This is a genomic window from Vibrio sp. NH-7, from assembly GCF_053643215.1.
On the sequence record NZ_CM132188.1, the window covers coordinates 678,449 to 696,491 of the forward strand.

18 protein-coding genes and 1 pseudogene are annotated in these 18,043 nt (G+C 45.1%); 12 read left to right on the forward strand and 7 right to left on the reverse strand.

The window, feature by feature from the left end:
- Positions 1 to 36 precede the first annotated feature (36 nt).
- A complete protein-coding gene (locus tag ACUALS_RS17245; RefSeq protein ID WP_454449975.1) occupies positions 37 to 924 on the reverse strand; it encodes an endonuclease/exonuclease/phosphatase family protein in 888 nt (295 codons plus the stop codon).
- A gap of 293 nt (positions 925 to 1,217) precedes the next feature.
- Here ACUALS_RS17245 and nrdD point away from each other — a divergent pair, with 293 nt between their 5' ends.
- From nrdD to ACUALS_RS17270, 5 genes are all read left to right on the forward strand, one after another.
- Positions 1,218 to 3,338 (forward strand): anaerobic ribonucleoside-triphosphate reductase, encoded by a 2,121-nt coding sequence (nrdD, locus tag ACUALS_RS17250; protein ID WP_454449976.1) that lies wholly within the window; start codon positions 1,218 to 1,220, stop codon positions 3,336 to 3,338.
- 83 nt (positions 3,339 to 3,421) lie between these two features.
- Positions 3,422 to 3,892: an anaerobic ribonucleoside-triphosphate reductase-activating protein gene (gene nrdG, locus ACUALS_RS17255; protein ID WP_039480683.1), complete on the forward strand. Its 471-nt coding sequence runs from the start codon at positions 3,422 to 3,424 to the stop codon at positions 3,890 to 3,892.
- Positions 3,893 to 4,060: 168 nt separating this feature from the next.
- Entirely contained in the window at positions 4,061 to 5,242 is a 1,182-nt protein-coding gene (locus tag ACUALS_RS17260; protein ID WP_038136725.1) for an amino acid aminotransferase, read from the forward strand.
- Between the two features lie 89 nt (positions 5,243 to 5,331).
- Entirely contained in the window at positions 5,332 to 5,976 is a 645-nt protein-coding gene (locus tag ACUALS_RS17265) for an ATP-dependent zinc protease family protein (protein WP_038216485.1), read from the forward strand.
- A gap of 189 nt (positions 5,977 to 6,165) precedes the next feature.
- On the forward strand, positions 6,166 to 6,552 hold the full coding sequence (locus ACUALS_RS17270) for an NUDIX hydrolase (protein WP_038136730.1): 387 nt from the start codon (positions 6,166 to 6,168) through the stop codon (positions 6,550 to 6,552).
- A 43-nt stretch (positions 6,553 to 6,595) separates the two neighbouring features.
- Here the strand turns inward: ACUALS_RS17270 and ACUALS_RS17275 are convergent, their stop codons facing one another.
- Together ACUALS_RS17275 and ACUALS_RS17280 are read right to left on the reverse strand one after the other, a co-directional pair.
- Positions 6,596 to 7,069, reverse strand: a complete 474-nt coding sequence (locus tag ACUALS_RS17275) for an FKBP-type peptidyl-prolyl cis-trans isomerase (protein ID WP_039624588.1) — start codon at positions 7,067 to 7,069, stop codon at positions 6,596 to 6,598.
- An 18-nt stretch (positions 7,070 to 7,087) separates the two neighbouring features.
- Entirely contained in the window at positions 7,088 to 7,708 is a 621-nt protein-coding gene (locus ACUALS_RS17280; RefSeq protein WP_039473941.1) for a thiol:disulfide interchange protein DsbA/DsbL, read from the reverse strand.
- Positions 7,709 to 7,932: 224 nt separating this feature from the next.
- Between ACUALS_RS17280 and ACUALS_RS17285 the strand changes: the two genes are divergently transcribed.
- Positions 7,933 to 8,550: an OmpA family protein gene (locus ACUALS_RS17285; RefSeq protein ID WP_038190593.1), complete on the forward strand. Its 618-nt coding sequence runs from the start codon at positions 7,933 to 7,935 to the stop codon at positions 8,548 to 8,550.
- A 62-nt stretch (positions 8,551 to 8,612) separates the two neighbouring features.
- Here the strand turns inward: ACUALS_RS17285 and ACUALS_RS17290 are convergent, their stop codons facing one another.
- Both ACUALS_RS17290 and ACUALS_RS17295 read right to left on the reverse strand, forming a co-directional pair.
- Positions 8,613 to 8,864 carry a YgjV family protein gene (locus ACUALS_RS17290; RefSeq protein ID WP_038136740.1) on the reverse strand — a complete coding sequence of 84 codons (252 nt, stop codon included), beginning with the start codon at positions 8,862 to 8,864 and terminating at the stop codon, positions 8,613 to 8,615.
- Positions 8,865 to 9,165: 301 nt separating this feature from the next.
- Positions 9,166 to 9,489 (reverse strand): annotated as a pseudogene (locus ACUALS_RS17295) (DUF496 family protein); the annotation flags it as partial.
- Between the two features lie 188 nt (positions 9,490 to 9,677).
- Between ACUALS_RS17295 and ACUALS_RS17300 the strand changes: the two are divergent.
- The 6 genes from ACUALS_RS17300 to luxQ all read left to right on the forward strand — a co-directional run bounded on the left by ACUALS_RS17300 (position 9,678) and on the right by luxQ (position 15,972).
- Positions 9,678 to 9,872: a hypothetical protein gene (locus tag ACUALS_RS17300; RefSeq protein ID WP_038137366.1), complete on the forward strand. Its 195-nt coding sequence runs from the start codon at positions 9,678 to 9,680 to the stop codon at positions 9,870 to 9,872.
- Positions 9,873 to 9,905: 33 nt separating this feature from the next.
- Positions 9,906 to 10,565: a YceH family protein gene (locus ACUALS_RS17305; protein ID WP_454449977.1), complete on the forward strand. Its 660-nt coding sequence runs from the start codon at positions 9,906 to 9,908 to the stop codon at positions 10,563 to 10,565.
- Positions 10,566 to 10,877, forward strand: coding sequence for a GIY-YIG nuclease family protein (locus ACUALS_RS17310; RefSeq protein ID WP_039473950.1), 312 nt, complete (start codon positions 10,566 to 10,568; stop codon positions 10,875 to 10,877).
- Between the two features lie 69 nt (positions 10,878 to 10,946).
- Entirely contained in the window at positions 10,947 to 12,107 is a 1,161-nt protein-coding gene (locus ACUALS_RS17315; RefSeq protein WP_454449978.1) for a conjugal transfer protein TraF, read from the forward strand.
- A 215-nt stretch (positions 12,108 to 12,322) separates the two neighbouring features.
- Positions 12,323 to 13,420, forward strand: coding sequence for an autoinducer 2-binding periplasmic protein LuxP (locus ACUALS_RS17320; protein ID WP_038136747.1), 1,098 nt, complete (start codon positions 12,323 to 12,325; stop codon positions 13,418 to 13,420).
- Positions 13,420 to 15,972, forward strand: coding sequence for a quorum-sensing autoinducer 2 sensor kinase/phosphatase LuxQ (gene luxQ / locus ACUALS_RS17325; RefSeq protein ID WP_454449979.1), 2,553 nt, complete (start codon positions 13,420 to 13,422; stop codon positions 15,970 to 15,972). Before ACUALS_RS17320 ends, luxQ begins: the two co-directional genes overlap by 1 nt.
- Here luxQ and ACUALS_RS17330 read toward each other — a convergent pair.
- Complete coding sequence (locus ACUALS_RS17330; RefSeq protein ID WP_454449980.1) at positions 15,969 to 16,634, reverse strand: PilZ domain-containing protein; 666 nt, start codon at positions 16,632 to 16,634, stop codon at positions 15,969 to 15,971. The genes luxQ and ACUALS_RS17330 overlap by 4 nt on opposite strands.
- A 144-nt stretch (positions 16,635 to 16,778) precedes the next feature.
- Complete coding sequence (locus ACUALS_RS17335) at positions 16,779 to 18,038, reverse strand: hydroxymethylglutaryl-CoA reductase (protein ID WP_454449981.1); 1,260 nt, start codon at positions 18,036 to 18,038, stop codon at positions 16,779 to 16,781.
- Positions 18,039 to 18,043: the final 5 nt, after the last annotated feature.

Here is an 18,043-nt window from a genome sequence, read left to right on the forward strand (position 1 = left end):
CAAACTAAAACCCCGCTACGTATCAGCGGGGTTATTTTATTTGGTTAGGGTAATAGGGCAATGGTCGCTGAGTTTGTACCGAAATAAATCGTCAGTCTTGTAGTTACGCTGCTCGAGGTTAGAAACTGATATGTGACCACTGGTAATCACATGGTCGATTAATGAACGGAACTGGTGAGTCTTGTTCGGGTTGTTGCGCGATCTCACTTTGCAGGTTGCTTTGGTCTCTTTGGTTGCCAATTTTGCGGTTGAATCCTGTGAAACGATTTCCCATAGCCAATCCTTGGGGTAACTCATATTGTGGTTGAAGTCACCCAAAATCATGTAACGTTCGCCACGCGCTTCTCGTACTCTAATCCAGTGGTTGAGCGCCTTTCCTTGTCTCTTTAATGTTCGGCACGCATCGTTGTTTCGAAAAGCGCCTGAACACCGTGCCTTCAAGTGAACAGACAGCGCGTGGATGGGCGTGTCAGATGTCGGTGAGATAACAACATAACTCGCAAAGCGCAATTTACTGCGATGGCTTGTGTCAAGCTGAAGGCTCACTTTCTCAATCACAGGAACGCCTTCACGTACGGCAAAGCCGGTATATTGATTGATCGCGGTAAACTGATGCGCGGTATGCTCTGGGTTGCGGCGAGTAGAGAAATAGACTCGATACTGCTGGCCTATGACTTTGCGCAGAGCCTTTTCATCATTCACTTCCTGAAACGCAACGATGTCGCTATCCATAGACGAAAAGTGCGCTGCGAGCGCTGCATAATCTTTTTCTAAGCGTTGCGACTGCGGAAATTTATCGGATGGGGTGGAACTTAACCACTCTAGATTCCATGTGGAAAAGTTGAGTGTCTTTTCGGCATGTACAGAAAAACAGATGGGCAACAGTAAAGTGACCAAAAGTGAGCGCAGTTTAGTGTGTGTCATACTCTAACATTCATAAAATGGATTACAGCCTTTATCCTATAAGAGCTTGAAAAAAATCAAGCGTAAATATCCTCATTTTTGCAATTTTCATGGTTTTCTTTCAGCCTGAGATCGGTGCCACTAAGATCGCGTTGATCTTAATCTACGGCCTATTTTTATTGATCGAAATCAATACTTTTTGTCGGTTCATCCCGTTAAATACGCCACAACATCTTGTGTCAGCTTAACAAAAAATAGCCTATATAGTGTATTTGTGGATAACACTGTGAATATGCTAAGGGTAAGGAGAATCAGTGAATCCAATCGTAATCAAGCGTGATGGCTCTAGAGCAGAATTTACTAGAGACCGCATCCAAGCAGCAGTGGAAGCAGCAGCGGATCACAATAGCAAAGAAACCGCGATTTACGCACTTAATGTGGCGTTAGCGGTGGAATTAAAGCTACAAGATCGCGATGAAGTTGAGATCACTGAAGTTCAAAAATTGGTTGAAGATGAGCTAATGCAAGGTCCTTACAAAGAGCTTGCGCGTGCTTATATTGAATATCGCCACGATCGCGATATCGCCCGTGAAAAGCAGAGTGCGCTTACTCAAGAAATTGAAGGGTTAATCGAGGAAAGTAACCTTGATTTGATCAACGAAAACGCCAATAAAGATGGCAAGGTTATCCCTACGCAACGAGATCTATTAGCTGGCATTGTTGCAAAGCACTACGCGAAAACGCACATCCTACCGCGAGACATCGTACAGGCTCACGAGCAGGGGGATATTCACTACCATGACCTAGACTATGCGCCGTTCTTCCCAATGTTTAACTGCATGCTCATCGATCTACAAGGCATGCTTACAAGTGGTTTTAAAATGGGCAACGCGGAGATCGATACGCCTAAATCTATATCCACAGCGACTGCTGTTACGGCACAAATCATCGCGCAAGTTGCAAGCCATATCTATGGCGGTACCACAATTAACCGCATTGATGAAGTCCTTGAGCCGTATGTGCTAACAAGCTACGAAAAACACTTAAAGATCGCTAGAGAATGGAATATTCCAGAGCCGGAAGCGTTCGCAACGGCGCGCACTGAAAAAGAGTGTTATGACGCTTTCCAGTCTTTGGAATACGAGGTAAACACATTACACACAGCGAACGGTCAAACGCCTTTCGTTACGTTTGGTTTTGGTTTAGGCACAAGCTGGGCATCGCGTCTTATCCAACAATCTATCCTCAAAAACCGAATTGCGGGACTGGGCAAAAACCGTAAAACGGCGGTATTCCCTAAACTGGTATTCGGCATTAAAGATGGTCTTAACCACAAAGCAGAAGATCCAAACTACGACATTAAGAAGCTTGCACTGGAATGTGCTTCTAAGCGCATGTACCCAGATATCTTGAACTACGACAAACTTGTTGAAATCACCGGTTCTTTCAAGACGCCAATGGGGTGTCGTTCATTCCTTGGCACTTATGAAGAGAATGGCGAGCTTATTCACGAGGGTCGCAATAACCTCGGCGTTGTTAGCCTAAACTTGCCTCGAATCGCTATTCAGGCGCAAGGCAGTGAAGCCACCTTCTATCAACTGCTTGATGAGAAGCTGAAACTGGCACGACGCGCACTACAAACACGCATTACCCGTCTTGAAAACGTTAAAGCGCGTGTTGCGCCAATCCTCTATATGGAAGGGGCGTGTGGCGTTCGTCTAAAAGCGGATGATTCCATAGCTGACATTTTCAAAAATGGCCGCGCGTCTATCTCGTTGGGGTACATTGGTATTCACGAGACCGTGAACGCATTGTTTGGTACCGAAGCGCATGTTTACGATGATGCTGTATTACGCGAGAAAGCGTTGGATATCATCAAGCACATGAAAGACGCTGTTAACCAATGGACTGAAGAAACAGGTTACGGCTTTAGCTTGTATGGAACACCGAGTGAGAACTTATGTAGCCGTTTCTGTCGCATCGACAATAAAGAGTACGGTGTGATAAAGGGCGTAACCGACAAAGGTTACTACACCAACAGCTTCCACCTTGATGTTGAGAAAAAGGTAAACCCATACGACAAGATCGATTTTGAGATGCCTTATCCTGAGATCTCGAGCGGTGGTTTTATCTGTTACGGCGAGTTTCCTAACATGCAGCGCAACATTGAAGCGCTAGAAAATGTTTGGGATTACAGCTACACACGCGTTCCTTACTACGGCACCAACACGCCGATCGATGAGTGTTACGAGTGTGGTTACAACGGTGAGTTTGAATGTACCAGTAAGGGCTTCACCTGCCCAAGTTGCGGTAACCATGACTCGACGAAAGTATCGGTGACACGCCGTGTCTGTGGCTACCTAGGCAGCCCTGATGCTCGTCCGTTTAACTTTGGTAAGCAAGAAGAAGTTAAACGTCGCGTTAAGCACCTGTAATTGACCATTTGCCTCGCTCGTATGAGTGGGGCATTGTGACAACGACTAAGCCCTCTATTGGGCTTTATTTTTTGAGTTTGAAGATGAATTATCACCAATATTACTCAGTGGATGTGGTCAATGGCCCTGGCACGCGCTGCACCTTGTTTGTTTCTGGGTGCGTGCATCAATGTCGTGGCTGTTATAATCAATCTACTCAGCGATTAGATTCGGGAATGGCTTTTACTCAGCAAGCAGAAGACCAAATCATCTCAGACTTAAAGGATGAACGAATCAAGCGTCGTGGTCTTTCTTTGTCTGGAGGGGATCCTTTACACCCTGCGAACGTCCCCGACATTCTCAAGTTAGTGAAGCGAGTTAAAGCTGAGTGCCCTGACAAAGACATATGGGTATGGACGGGTTACACCTTGGCAGAGTTGGACGAGGCACAACGCGAGGTGATCCAGTACATCGACACGTTAATTGATGGTAAGTTTGAACAGGATAAAAAAGATCTCAATCTTGAATGGCGTGGCAGCTCAAACCAGATTATTCATACCTTCAAGTTGGGCTGAAGAGTGACTTTACACGCGTGCGTGCGAGATATGATTTGTTAAATGTATGTTAAAGTTTACAGATTTTTATCCTGTTTTGCTCTGAGCCAGTGAAATTTTATTTCTAGATTTATAATTTAGATGCTAACGTGTTGGTCGTTACTTGAATTTCAAAGGGTTGTGACTTTCATGTTCTCACATTTACCAAAACCAACTTTAGATCCGATTCTCTCTCTTTCCGTTGCGTACCGTAACGATCCTCGTCCTGACAAAGTCGACTTAGGCATTGGCGTATACAAAAACAGCGCGGGCGAAACGCCTGTGATGAAGGCGATTTTGCAAGCTCAAAATATCGTTGTTGAAACGCAAAAAACCAAGTCTTATGTTGGTCTCGCAGGATGTGAAGAGTTCAACCAAAGCATGGTGAACTTACTTCTTGATGGCACTTCCGCGATGGATCGTGTCGCCGCGATTCAAACGCCTGGCGCCAGTGGTGCACTGCGTATGTTGGGTGACTTAATGAAGGTGGCTCAACCGAACACGACGGTTTGGATTTCAAACCCAAGCTACGTGAACCATCGTCCAGTTATGGAAGCGGCTGGCCTTAAAGTTCGCGAGTACCGTTATTTCAGCCGTGATACCAAACAAGTCGACGCAGGCGCAATGCTGGATGACCTAGCCAAAGCTGGGCCGGAAGACGTTGTTTTGCTGCATGGTTGCTGTCATAACCCAACGGGTGCAGATATCGACTTCGATGCGTGGAAAGCGATCACCGAATTGTCACAGAAAAATGGTTTCACACCTTTCGTTGATATTGCTTATCAAGGTTTTGGTGATGGGCTAGAAGAAGATGCAAAAGGCCTACGTTTTATGGCTGACAACGTCGAGGAAATGCTCATTACAACCTCATGCTCTAAGAACTTTGGTTTGTACCGCGAGCGCACTGGCGCGGCTATCGTCGTCGGTAAGTCGATGGAAGATGTTGGCAACGCGAAAGGTAAACTACTGACACTTGCTCGTGCGACTTACACCATGCCACCTGATCACGGTGCAGCTTTGGTTAAAACTATCCTGCAAAATCAAGACTTAACCGCGGTTTGGAAGCAAGAGTTAAGTGAAATGCAACAGCGTTTGTTAAACCTTCGTCAAACCTTGTGTGAGGAATTGAGAAATTCGCACAATACTTCACAATTCGATTTCATTGAAAGTCACAAAGGCATGTTTACTGTGCTAGGCTTTAGCCAAGACCAGATGCTACAACTACGTGAAGAATATGGAATTTATGGCGTGGGTGATGGTCGTATTAACATCGCTGGTCTGACTGAGAAAGACATTCCGTACGTTGCGGATGCTATTGTTAAAGTGTCTTAATAGACCGAGTTTTTAATTCCGGATCTAAGGCTCACTTTTGTGGGCCTTTTTATTGCGTGTAACTATTGTCAATTGAATTGGGTGATCGAATGAACAAAACGTGGAAGCTAATTATTCCAGTTATGCTTAGTGGCGGTTTAATGGCGTGTACAACAACGGGGCAGACGCCAGTTGAGCCAGAACAAAAACCACAAATTGAAGAGCCTAAAGTCGAAGAGCCAAAGGTCGAAGAAAAAGAAGTGGTCAAAGAAACCAAACCTGCGGAAAAACCAAAACAACCTGAGATTGTCCTAAAAGCGAAGAAAACTTCAGATGGCAAGCTGATTCTTGGTGAGAAGGAATGGGTTTATGTACCAGGGTTAGAGCAAAACTTTAGAGCTCGTATCGACACAGGCGCGACCACCTCATCGATCAGCGCTGTCGACATCGAACCTTTTGAACGAGATGGTAAAGATTGGGTTAAGTTCAAAATTGAACATGAAGGGCACAAGAGTAAAGAAATTGCTCTGCCTGTTCAGCGTTGGGTGAAAATTCGTCAATCGAGTGCCGATGGCACGCAAGAGCGCGCGGTCGTTGATGCATGGATTCAAATTGGTGATCTTAAAGAGAAAACAGAGTTCACTTTAGCTGATCGTACTCATCTTACATTCCCACTGCTATTGGGGCGTAGCTTCTTCAAAGACGTCGCAGTCGTGGACGTAAGCCAGCAATATGTCCAAGACAAACATAAGTAATCAATAACCAACGAAAAACCGGCAACTGAAAAGAAGCCGGTTTTTTTGTGCTGCAAAACCATAAATGTGAATTAGTTCATAAGCAAGAACACACACATTGCGATATCATCCACGCCAATCAACAGTGATCCCAATACAAACGGACTGGCGGCGACGCCAGTTTTTTATATGGAATGGAAGGAGTCAGGCATGAAGCACTTATCTATGGCGGTGGTAGTCAAAGATGGAAAGGTGTTGGTACAAGAAAGATTTAGACCAGCGAAAGGGATGGTGGTCGAGTTCCCGGGTGGTCAAGTGGAAAACAACGAATCAGGGACAGACGCTGCGATCAGAGAGTTGTATGAAGAAACCCAGCTTCAAGGCCTAAAGCACGTTGCAACCTTCTCCAACGTCAACGAATACGGTGGGAGAATTTACTACGCGGTATTGAAAGCACTAGAGGAAGTTGAGCCGACTCAAGTGGATGAACAAAGACAGCAAACCTTTAAGTGGTTGGCACCAACAGAGCTACCCGTTGAAGAGTTTTACGCAGCTGATAGAGAGTTTATTCATAAGAAGCTCCCTGAGTTTTGCTAGCAAATACAAAGAAGCCAGTCATGTGACTGGCTTCTTTTATTCATTACTTGATTTCTAGCAGTTCGACATCAAAAATCAGGGTCGATGCTGGTGGAATAGGGCCTGTGCCACCTTTCCCGTAAGCAAGTGGGCTTGGGATGAACAAGCGGAATTTGTCGCCCGGAGACATGTAAGTAAGACCTTCTTGCCAACCTTTAATCACTTGATTCAATTTGAAGCTAATTGGCTCACCACGGTTTACAGAGCTGTCAAAAACGGTGCCGTCAATCAGCGTGCCGTGGTAGTGGACTTTGACAGTGTTACTTGTTGTTGGCTTCTCGGTGCCTTCACCTTTAGCTAAGATCTTGTACTGCAGGCCACTTTCTGTGGTAACAACATCTTCTTGCTTACCGTTTTCCAATAAAAAGGCTTGGCCAGCAGCAAAGTTTTCTTCACCCGCTTTGTTGTTATTCCACGTGCGGTAAATCATGAATACCGCTAAAACCAAAATGACAATTGGGAAAATAAATTTTGACATTGATAACGTCCAGTTTGTTTAAGGTTGGTTGATTAAATAGTTGATGGTGTTTGCGATGCCTTCAATGTCCTGATGACCAGCAGTCAAAACCATGTACTTGCCGTTGACAACAAAAGTAGGCACAGAGTTAATTTGCCCTTTTTCGGTAATATCTTGTGCTAGGTTCATTGCCTCAAAGAGCTGCTCTTGTTGTTGTTCGTTTAGCTCATATGGGCTAATTAACCCGCGAGATTGGAACGCATCGTCAATGGCCTGTTTTTTGTCTGCTAATGTCGCGCCATCACCCATTTGGGTCGCTGCGAATAGCGCATTCATGAACTCATGATCCGGTTTTTTACCAAGTTGCATCTCTGCGGTGTAGTAGATCATGGCCGCGATTTGTGCGCTCTCGTTAAAGGTCACATGAATTTTACCAATAGATTGTTGAGTCAGTTCTTCTAATTGAGGAAGGACAGCCTCCATCTTTCGGCAATGGCCACAGTTTAGCGAGAAGACTTCCGTGACTTGAGGTAAACGAAACGTAGCGAGGTTAACAGGCAGTTGTTGGTATTGCTTGCCTTCTTGCGGCGTATTACTGTCAGAGCAGCCTACTAAAACCGTAGCTGTTAAAATCGTCAGCAAGGTGAAGAGCTTTTTCATAATCGATTTCTCAAAATGGTTCGCGCAACATGATGCACGATGAATCAGTGCTAGGATTTTACTCTTTCAATACGCAGAACTAAATAGTTGTGAAGCTGATTTTATTACCAAATTGTTTCGGGGGAAACGGCGTCAATCTGTTTAAAAAGAGGCTAAAATTTACTAAAGATTTGGTAAATCTGTCGATACAGTATTTGTAGTAAAACGGAACTTATGGTGTAGAGATGAAATATGTAACTTTGCCTCTGATAATCTTGCTATCAGGATGTTCAAACATGGCGCAGAACATCGCCAACATGACCGATGATATGCTCGATACGGCACCAAAGACTGATTTTGAAGTAAAGTATCCAGAGTGGGGCGCGGACCCTAAGTTAACTGCGTCAGATGTGAGAGGTCCACTAGGACAAAAACGCGCGCCGCACTATCAGGATTTGCAAAGTTTTTTGCTTAAAAATGGTGTCGACTACGAGGTGCTGCCTGGCAACCACATCATGGTCAAGTTGACTGATACCATCAAGTTCAATACAGGGTCATCGAAAGTGATGCCCGATTCTGCCTATTGGTTGGATATGATGGGTGAGTATCTAGCGACACAACCGGGTATTGATATTGTCATTGACGGCCACGCCGATAGCACGGGCGCACCTTCGTTTAACGATAGTCTTTCTATGAAGCGAGCGAAAGCGGTCAAGCAACAGTTGGTTCGTAACAATGTCGCGATGGATTCAATATTTACTCGCGGTTATGGAGAGTTCGTTCCGGCGTGTTCAAATGCATCAAGTGCGGGTAAGGCATGTAATCGAAGAGTTGAGGTGTTATTCATTGTTTCGAATAACTAATAGCTTCGTTTCTGGGAAGTAAAAAAAGAAAACCCTAGACAATGTCTAGGGTTTCAAATTTTTTAGGCTGCGCTTTTCGCGTCTTCAGACTTTTTTTCGCTTTGCATCTTCGCTAGGAAATAGACGTTCACACACGCAATAAATCCGTTAGTTACCACAACTGGCCAAGCGTCAATCATTAGGCCGTAAGCGGTAAACAGAGCACAGCCGATGAAGTTCAACACGCGCAGTTTTACGATATCTTTCATGGTAAGTGAAATTGCAACCATGATAGAAGCTGCGTAACCTAGAATTTCAACCATATTCATTTCCATTATTTGACCCTCTTAAAGTTTGCCGATCAGTGTCAGTGTCGGTACCAATTCTTCTCTTCGTGAGATAAGTGAGGAAGCTCCATGCCTCGAATGGTCTAGTTGTCTGTCTGAAATGAAATATAGCAGTGGTAAATGTGTGATGAAAGTCAGAATTTTGGGAACGGAGAAGGTTAGCGATTACGCAAACGTTTAGCGCTATTTAGTGAATTATTATAACGATTTATGTTGGAATCGGCGTGCAGCGAGCAATAAAAAGGCCCACACAATGTGTAGGCCTCAAACAGAGTAATAGCGGCAGGAATTATTTTTTCTTACCTTGGCTTACTTGCTTGTCTTCTTCAGTCAGTTCGCGAATACGGCGGCTGATGTCACGACGCTCTTTAGAGATTTCCGCGCTCTTGATGATATGATCATCGACACGATCTTCGTAGTCCGCTTTCATGTTTTTGATAATACCAACGATTTCCTCGTTGCTCATATCCGCTTTGATGTAGTCAAGTAGGTTTTCTAATAGGTCTACACGTTTACGGTTATCACGAACTTTCTTTTCGTTATCAATAAGCTCACGTTTCAATTTGTTCTTACGACGTGCTTGAGACACGATTTCAAATACACCACTCATAGGTTTTCTTTCCTGATTTTACCTTTAACTACCAACGATTAAATCACATCATTAGGGGCGATAACAGTCTTAAGATCAATCATTACAGTATGTTGACGGTTTTATCGCCAATCTCGTAATTTGGTGATTGAGACTCGCCTACCGTTCGATATATGATTCGAAAATACAGTGACATCGAATGCAATAAAGACATGCTTACTTCTGACATTATAGTTACGAAAGAAGAAAAAATGGTGACGCCATCTCCTGCACAAAAACTCATTGAAGCATATCGAAGTGAAAGAACTCGACAAGAAATCACCGAGGTCGAGCTCAATCGAACTAAGATCGTTATGATTGACGAAGATGGCAACATGAAAAAAGTTCCCCTACTTGCAGAGCACTAGTGAGCTTTGTAAGCGCATAATAAGGAAATAATAATGAATATCGAACTGAGTCCTATTGAGGCGAGAATCATAGGCTGCCTTATCGAGAAAGAGGTGACCACGCCAGATTACTATCCTCTAACCCTGAATAGTTTGACCTCCGCCTGCAACCAAAAGAGCAACCGTGAGCCAGTCATGTCGTTGAGTGATCTCGATGTTCAGCAAGCTGTTGATGCCTTGATCGCGCAGCGACTTGTCAGTGATGAAAGCGGTTTTAACAGCCGTGCGAGCAAGTTCCAGCATCGTTTTTGTAACACCGAGTTCGGTGATCTTAAGTTGTCCAAACAAGAAAAAGCCATCACCTGCTGCCTACTGCTAAGAGGTCCGCAAACGCCAGGCGAGCTAAGAACGCGGACCAATCGTCTTGCGGACTTTACTGACGTCAAAGAAGTTGAAGCGGTGCTAGAGAAAATGGCAGCACGTGAAGAGGGCGCATTAGTGATTAAGTTGTCACGTGAAGCGGGCAAACGTGAATCGCGCTACATGCACTTATTTAGCGGTGAGGTTGATATTGAAGCGCTTACTGATGCCTCTGCGGCATTGCCAAACGTTGGCCAAGGTAACGAGCGTATTGAGGCACTTGAGAATGAAGTGGCACAGCTAAAGTCTGAGTTGGCTGAACTCAAGCAACGCGTTGAACAGTTGACAAGCTAAATGTCTGCACCTTCGAATTCCAGTACGGATTGGTATGTTTACCTAATCCGTACTGCTTCTAACGCGTTGTATTGCGGGATCACTACAGATGTAGAGCGGCGTTTTAAAATGCATGTATCTGGTCAAGGCGCAAAAGCGCTAAAAGGGAAAGGGCCACTTTCTTTGGCTTGGCAGAGTGACGTGGTTGAGTCGCGCAGTATCGCATCGAAGATAGAATACCAAATAAAACAGTGGCCAAAATCTAAAAAAGAACAGCTAGTGAAAGGCCGCATTGAACTAATAAATGTGATTGATGTGACATCAGTGGAATAATTAAGCATCAAATTAGCTCAAATGTATTAACCTTGGTTATGCAAATAAATAAGAAGGTTGATGCGAATTATGAAACAACGACACTTACTTTCCACCGCAGTGGCTTGCGCCCTTATTGGTACCTCAGCTTCAGCGGCAAACCTTGTCGCCGATGGTCGAGGCAATGCCATGGGCAACACTGGCGTCACCAGCGCCGACTATCTCCTTGCTCCTTTCTATAATCCAGCACTCACTGCTGTCTATCGTGATGAAGATGACTTTGGCATTTTGGCGCCAGCGATTGGTTTTACGGCGCGAGATACCGATGAGTCTTTAACAACGTTAGACGATCTGCAAGACACTATCGAACAATACGAAGATAGTGGCAGCAGTAATGTTAGCCTGCGAAATGACCTAAACACTCATTTGGATAATCTATCTGATGACAAGCCATTGGCTGTGAGTGTTGGCGGCGGATTGGCCGTTGCCGTCCCATTTGGATTGGTTTCTGGCAACTTCTACACACGTGGTTACGCTGAAATCATCGCCCAAACCGATATTGCTGAGTCCGATACTAGTATCGTCGATGAAGATTTAAGAGTAGCCGACCGCTACAACAACTCAAATGTCAATATGGCTGCATTTGGCTACGTTGAATATGGCGTTGCCTTAGCGAAACGTATGACCGTTGCTGGTCAAGACTTCTCGTTCGGTGTGACTCCGAAATACCAAAAACTGACCACCTACAGTGAAACGCTGACCGTAGAAGATTTCGATTTAAGTGATTACGACGAAAGCGAAACGTCAAAAAGCGCATTTAACCTAGATTTGGGCGCAGTCTGGTTTTATAACGACTTTCGCGCTGGCATCGCAATCAAAGATCTTCTCTCTCAAGAAATCGAAACCAAAGACAAAACGGACAAGTACAAGCTAGATACGCAAGTGACCATTTCAGGCTCTTATACGACTGAACTGTTAACTGCGACCTTGGATTTTGATGTTACGACACAGAAACGTTTTTCTGGTTCAAATGATGACACACGTTTTGTACGAATGGGCATTGAAGGAAATGCTTGGGGCTGGGCACAGTTACGCGCCGGGTACGAAATGGATATGGAGGACACGTTAGACAATTCATTTACCGCCGGGTTGGGGATTAGTCCGGGAGATCTTGTAAGTATTGATCTTGCTGGTAGCTATGCAGGAGACAATCAGTTCGGCTTATCAGGCAATCTCGCATTTACATTCTAGGGTGCAATAAATTTGTGAAGAACCGTGTCAAATTAATGACTTGAGACTGTAATTTGACACGGTTAAGCGCTTGAAAACACAAAAGGAAATGAAATTTATTGAATCCGTCGTTTTAATGAACACTCAACACGTTAGAGGGTTTTTATGCTACCAAGATTGGTATGAATCATTATACTGAAATTAGATTTCGATAAGTGTAGGAAGAATAATCACCAATGTATAAAGCCTCACTATTCTCTTTATTGGCACTCGCGTCGGCAGTATCACAAGCGCATACCACTCAAGTTCTCAATGGTTATTGGCAATACGATAGCTACTTGGAACAGCATCCAGCACAAAAGCAGCTGACGGATGCGTTGACCGATGCGGTCAGAGATTATCCCGTCCCTGTAAGTTTAACTCAGAGCAAACCAATTTCGATCTCTGTCGTCTATCCTGGGCAGCAGGTCTCGGACTATTGGAGCCGCAACATTAAAGCGTTCGAGACTCGCCTTGAGAAGCTCGGTATTCGCTACAGCATTAATCAGGTGTTCACTCGCCCAAATGTTGATGTTAGGCAGCAAAGCCTTTCGCTGTTAGAGGCCATACAAAATAATACGGATTATTTAATTTTCACGCTTGATACAACGCGCCATCGCAAGTTCATTGAGCACGTGATGAGTTCGACGGACACAAAACTCATCTTGCAGAACATCACCACGCCAGTTCGCGCATGGGACAATCATCAACCCTTTTTATACGTTGGGTTCGATCACCTCCATGGCGCAAGGTTGTTAGAGGAGTATTACAAGTCAACGGTTAAGAAAGATAGCCGCTACTCGGTGCTGTATTTCTCTGAAGGCTATGTGAGCTATGCTCGGGGTGACACCTTTATTGAAGAGATGAGCCACCATGACAGCTACAAACTTTCGTCCTCTTTTTACACTGAGGCGACAAGGGAGTCTGGTTATAAAACGGCACTTCAAGCGCTAAGCAGTGATAAGGACCTAAGTTTTATTTACGCTTGCTCTACCGATGTGGCTTTAGGAGCGGCAGATGCGCTTAAAGAATTAAACCGCACTGACATATTGTTGAATGGTTGGGGTGGGGGAACGGCAGAACTCGATGCGATTGCCAACGGTGATCTCGATGTGACCGTTATGCGCATGAATGATGATACCGGGATTGCAATGGCAGAAGCGATCAAGTGGGACATTGAGGGTAAACAAGTACCAGTGGTTTACTCGGGTGATTTTGAGTTGGTAACCAAGCAAGATAGCCCAATCAAAATTGAAAAATTAAAGCAACGTGCATTCAGGTACTCTGATCTTTAATGATGAAGATATTTAAGCGTGGACGGCGTTATCAGCTCGCCACGCTTCTTACTAACTCAATATTTCTGACCATAGGTGTGTTGACCTTGGTCATGGTGCTACAAAACTTCCAAGTAAACCGAGAAGTTGTCGCGCAGGAAGTCGCGCGTACAAAAACTCAGACCCAAAGCCTCGTCCAAGAAATATTCAACTTTCGCTTGAAAGCCCTAGAGATACAGCAAGACAGCTACTCTCGAAGCGTCTCTTTAATAAATGGCGTCGTCAGCCGAGACCAGATGGCGATAGACCGATTCTTCACCAGTATTGATCAGATTCTGCCTAATTTAGCGCCTGACATCCGATTTCTGGCCAGTGGTGAAGGGCTGTTTTGGGATGATGGCAATGCAGAATTCTATGGGATTTCCCCTTTTCAACTTCAGCACTTGAATACTGATGTTGTTACGGGAAATTCTTGGCATATTTCACAAACCCCATCAAGCATGGGAATGCGATATTTGATGATGCGCCGCTCCCCAGTGGTGAACCTAACTAATGGTGAGGTGGTCGCGCATCTTTATATTGGTGTTGTCCTGAACAACAATTTCTCGCTGGTCAATGCGATCACCAAAGGAAGTAATGCGGATGAGCTTATTCTTGCGGTAGGATCTCAAGTGATCGCATCAAGTAAGAAAATTGATGATTTCCGTTATGTTGCCTTACTTGAAGAGTCTTCTGAAGCGCTCAATACCAGCAGCTACATGGTGTCGCGGACCGACCTGACCATTGCTGGTGTGCCTACCTTCTTATCGGTATACACGGTTCAAGGCAACAATCACATCGAACATTTTGTAAAAAGCCAATACTTGTGGATGTTGTTTACAGGCGTCATGATTGCTTTCATTGCGATATCGACACGCCTATGGCTTGGGAAAAGAGTCTCGCTTGAACTGAAGAAGTTGATGGACTTCATCGAATCGACGTTTACCGAACAGAAAACACATCAGTTTGCTGGATCAGGTATCGAAGAGTTTAACCAAATAGGTCAACGCTTTGAACTTTCATTTAAGCGACTCAACGAGCAAGAAAAACAGTTTGCCGATCTATTTAATTTTTCCCTTTCACCTATCACCTTGTGGAGCACCGACGATGGTCAGTTGCTGCGGTATAACCCAGCGGCAGAACGTTGCTTTAAAGACGAAGTCTCACGAGAGCGCTTGGTTGAGGCATTGTCTCATCACGTCAAAATGTGTGCTCAAGGTGCGACCCTAACAGGTGTGAACACTACCATTGGCGGCATCACTTATCGCTGGAATCTTTCACCGATCATTAGTGACAATGCCACCAAGCAAATCATGGCCCAGGGGCAAGACATTACGAGCTTCGTTGAAGCGGAAAAACAGAGCCAAGCAGCGAAAGAAGAAGCGGAAGAGTCAGCGCGAGTGCGTGCGGATTTCTTAGCGAAAATGAGCCATGAGTTACGCACCCCTTTGAATGGAATTCTAGGTGTTTCACAACTACTCAAACACAGCTTGAATGAACAAGAAGCATTGGAGCACGTTGACGTGTTGTGTAACAGTGGTGAGCATCTGCTTGCTGTTCTTAATGATATTCTCGATTTCTCTAAAATCGAGCAGGGCAAGTTCAACATAGAAACCAATGAGTTCCGTTTAATCGAGCTTGAAACCACCGTCGAAAAAATATTCATGCCGCTGTGCGTCGAAAAAGGGATCGAACTCTCTATGCGCAGTGATATCGAATCACAGATGTGGGCCAACAGTGACCAAGTTCGCTTGAACCAGATTCTGTTTAATCTTGTGAGCAATGCTATCAAGTTCACCCATCAAGGTAAGGTTTGTGTTGAATTGTCGAGCATCGAAACAGAGCAGCAGTTTGAGCTTCAAATTGTGGTGAAAGATACAGGGATTGGAATTGAAGAGCAGCAACTTAAAACCATCTTCGAACCCTTTATTCAAGCGGAAGCAACCACGACACGCGAGTATGGTGGAAGTGGTTTGGGGCTAGCAATTGTTCATAGTTTGGTTGAGCTGATGAATGGTACCATCTCCATTGACAGTGTTGTGGGGAAAGGGACGACACTCGTGGCGCGAATCCCGATGGATATGTACATTGGGGAGCGCAATGTCGAGCCAAACAGCTTACTTGTTGAGCCTCAATCGCTGTTTGACGAGTCGCTGCACGTTTTGTTAGTCGAAGACAACCACACCAATGCTTTTATCGCAAAGGCATTTTGTGAAAAGTATGGCATGAGCGTTACTTGGGTCCAAGATGGTCACAACGCCATCGACTATCTGCGCGATGATCCAAACGTCGCCTTGGTATTGATGGACAATCAGCTTCCTAGCTTAGGTGGCATTGAATCGACTCGAATTATTCGAGAAGAACTTGGGCTGAATGTGCCCATTTTCGCGTGTACTGCAGACGGTATGCAAGATACCAAGCGAGCGTTTATCGCCAGTGGTGCCGATTACGTGATTGTTAAACCAATCAAAGAGTTAGCCCTGAACAAAGCGATGATTTATTTTAAAGAGAAGTTTATCGACATCGAGCGTTAATACCGACTTGCCAAGTAAGCGTGCTCTACCAAGGCTTGCTTTAGCTCATCATCAATATTGATGGGAGTATTAAATTTGATGCCAAATTTATGCCCGTTACGCTCTCTGGTGATGTTTACGATACTCAGTTTAGTTCCCTCCGGTAAGAACTCCGTAAGTGCACTTTGCAGCTCTATGACGCTGTTCGTAGTCAACTCATTCTCGCCCGAGAGAAAAAAGCCACACCCTGACGCCGAAAAGTCCACTAACTTGCCATGATAAGTGACATCTTGGCTTTTAAGTTCAGCGGGAAGGTCCATTGAATGTCGTTCATGCTGCCTTATTGGCTTTGAGGCGAAATGAGTTGGCATTCGAAGAAAAAGCAGCGCGGAAGGAGTCGAAGATTTAACGATGATGGTCGATTTAAACGCGATGATATGACCCAATTTGGTATTGGTTATCGCTCGGACAACAATTTCTGTGTTGCTCAGTTTTCGAATGATCAGTGCTTCACGCGCCTTTGCCGGTAAATCAACAATTAAAAACTGAGGAAGTTTGCACCCAACATACGTGGTGGCAAACGAATAGCGGTCATCAGGGCCAAAATGAATGGTCGCTGAGAGCTTCCCCCCAGGTTGAAGCAAATTCCCGAGCTCTTCTATTGAATCTTCTTTGCTAGGCATTGTGTTGTAGTGCATTGAGGTGAATGACGAAACTATACAAAATTTCGACATTGACCGCATAACTACAGGGTAAGGAGTTGATACCCCGCACATTTTGAACAAGGGGCTGAGTGCAGTCAGCCCCATATCCAAACTGTTTTTCGATCAGCGGGCGAGCTTTTGATGAGCTTTGGAAAAGTGCTCTGCGCAAAACGCGCCAACGATAGAGAGCTCACCGGCGAGGCAAAGTGCAGCGGCGACTTCTGCTAATGCCTTCGCTTTCCCGTTACCGTGTAACCCTAAAATATCTAAACACGCTTTTTGGCTTGGTAGTCCTGTGCCGCCGCCGACGGTCCCGACCATAATGTTAGGTAAAGTCACACACGCATAGAGTGCGCCTTGCGGGTTTAACTCCATGCGGGTTATGCCTATTGCAGATTCCGACACGCAAGCGGCGTCTTGACCACATGCAATGTAAAGTGCCGCCAACGCATTTGCGTAGTGAGCGTTAACGCCAATTCCGCCACTGAGGGCCGATCCTGTGGTGGTCATTTGGCCAAACTTCACCATTTTCTCTGGTGTAGTATGAAGATACTTTTCAACCAAGTGTCGAGATAAGGTGACTTCAGCCGTGACCTTTTTACCGCGAACATGCCTCATGGTATGCGCATTGGGTTTTTTGTCGCCCGATAAGTTGCCATCGAGGAAAGATTCCTTTGGCTCGATAGGCGCGTGCTCAAGGATGTATCTATAGACTTCGTTTGTTGCGATCGTCACCATGTTTTGTCCCGAGGCGTCACCAGTGTGGAACTCAAACACTAAATAGACGTGATTCCCTTCAATGTTGATATTGATGTCGTGCAGCTTGCCGTGAGAAGTCGTCGACTCTGCTACTTGCTTAAAGTGATCGTATTGCGTAACGACCCAAGCAACAAACTGGCCTGCATCTGTAATGTTATGGAAAGCAAAAACTGGCGTTCGCGTTACCCCTTCATTGATCAGCATCGCACTGGATCCACCCGCGGCAGTAATAAGCTGGGAGCCGCGATTGTAAGATGCCACCAACGCTGCTTCCGTGGTCGCGAGTGGTACAAGGTAATCATCGTTGGCATAGAGGCCATTCACACGCAGCGGCCCAGCAATACCGACAGGAAGTTTCACCGTGCCGATAAAGTGCTCGATATTTTTGTTGTAGTGCTCTGCATGTTCAAGGGTGTGCTCATCCAACAGGTGCTTTTTTTCTGTGAGAGGATCTATTTTTTGCCAACGTTTTTCGAGCGTCTTTTGGCTGATGTAAGGGCTAGGTGTCAATCGAAGGGAAGGGCGTTCAAAACGTGGGCTGAGTAATTGTTCTAACTCGTCCGTGTGCGGACCTTGATCGAAGATTGGATGCAGGTCGCGGTAAGACAAATTTAATTTGGGCATAGCGA

Excerpts from the sequence above, each read along its gene's own strand:
- ACUALS_RS17245 (WP_454449975.1), bottom strand. The coding sequence starts at position 924 with ATGACACACACTAAACTGCGCTCACTTTTGGTCACTTTACTGTTGCCC.
- nrdG (WP_039480683.1), top strand. The coding sequence starts at position 3,422 with ATGAATTATCACCAATATTACTCAGTGGATGTGGTCAATGGCCCTGGC.
- ACUALS_RS17260 (WP_038136725.1), top strand. The coding sequence starts at position 4,061 with ATGTTCTCACATTTACCAAAACCAACTTTAGATCCGATTCTCTCTCTT.
- ACUALS_RS17265 (WP_038216485.1), top strand. The coding sequence starts at position 5,332 with ATGAACAAAACGTGGAAGCTAATTATTCCAGTTATGCTTAGTGGCGGT.
- ACUALS_RS17270 (WP_038136730.1), top strand. The coding sequence starts at position 6,166 with ATGAAGCACTTATCTATGGCGGTGGTAGTCAAAGATGGAAAGGTGTTG.
- ACUALS_RS17275 (WP_039624588.1), bottom strand. The coding sequence starts at position 7,069 with ATGTCAAAATTTATTTTCCCAATTGTCATTTTGGTTTTAGCGGTATTC.
- ACUALS_RS17280 (WP_039473941.1), bottom strand. The coding sequence starts at position 7,708 with ATGAAAAAGCTCTTCACCTTGCTGACGATTTTAACAGCTACGGTTTTA.
- ACUALS_RS17285 (WP_038190593.1), top strand. The coding sequence starts at position 7,933 with ATGAAATATGTAACTTTGCCTCTGATAATCTTGCTATCAGGATGTTCA.
- ACUALS_RS17290 (WP_038136740.1), bottom strand. The coding sequence starts at position 8,864 with ATGGAAATGAATATGGTTGAAATTCTAGGTTACGCAGCTTCTATCATG.
- ACUALS_RS17300 (WP_038137366.1), top strand. The coding sequence starts at position 9,678 with ATGCTTACTTCTGACATTATAGTTACGAAAGAAGAAAAAATGGTGACG.
- ACUALS_RS17305 (WP_454449977.1), top strand. The coding sequence starts at position 9,906 with ATGAATATCGAACTGAGTCCTATTGAGGCGAGAATCATAGGCTGCCTT.
- ACUALS_RS17310 (WP_039473950.1), top strand. The coding sequence starts at position 10,566 with ATGTCTGCACCTTCGAATTCCAGTACGGATTGGTATGTTTACCTAATC.
- ACUALS_RS17315 (WP_454449978.1), top strand. The coding sequence starts at position 10,947 with ATGAAACAACGACACTTACTTTCCACCGCAGTGGCTTGCGCCCTTATT.
- ACUALS_RS17320 (WP_038136747.1), top strand. The coding sequence starts at position 12,323 with ATGTATAAAGCCTCACTATTCTCTTTATTGGCACTCGCGTCGGCAGTA.
- luxQ (WP_454449979.1), top strand. The coding sequence starts at position 13,420 with ATGATGAAGATATTTAAGCGTGGACGGCGTTATCAGCTCGCCACGCTT.
- ACUALS_RS17330 (WP_454449980.1), bottom strand. The coding sequence starts at position 16,634 with ATGCCTAGCAAAGAAGATTCAATAGAAGAGCTCGGGAATTTGCTTCAA.
- ACUALS_RS17335 (WP_454449981.1), bottom strand. The coding sequence starts at position 18,038 with ATGCCCAAATTAAATTTGTCTTACCGCGACCTGCATCCAATCTTCGAT.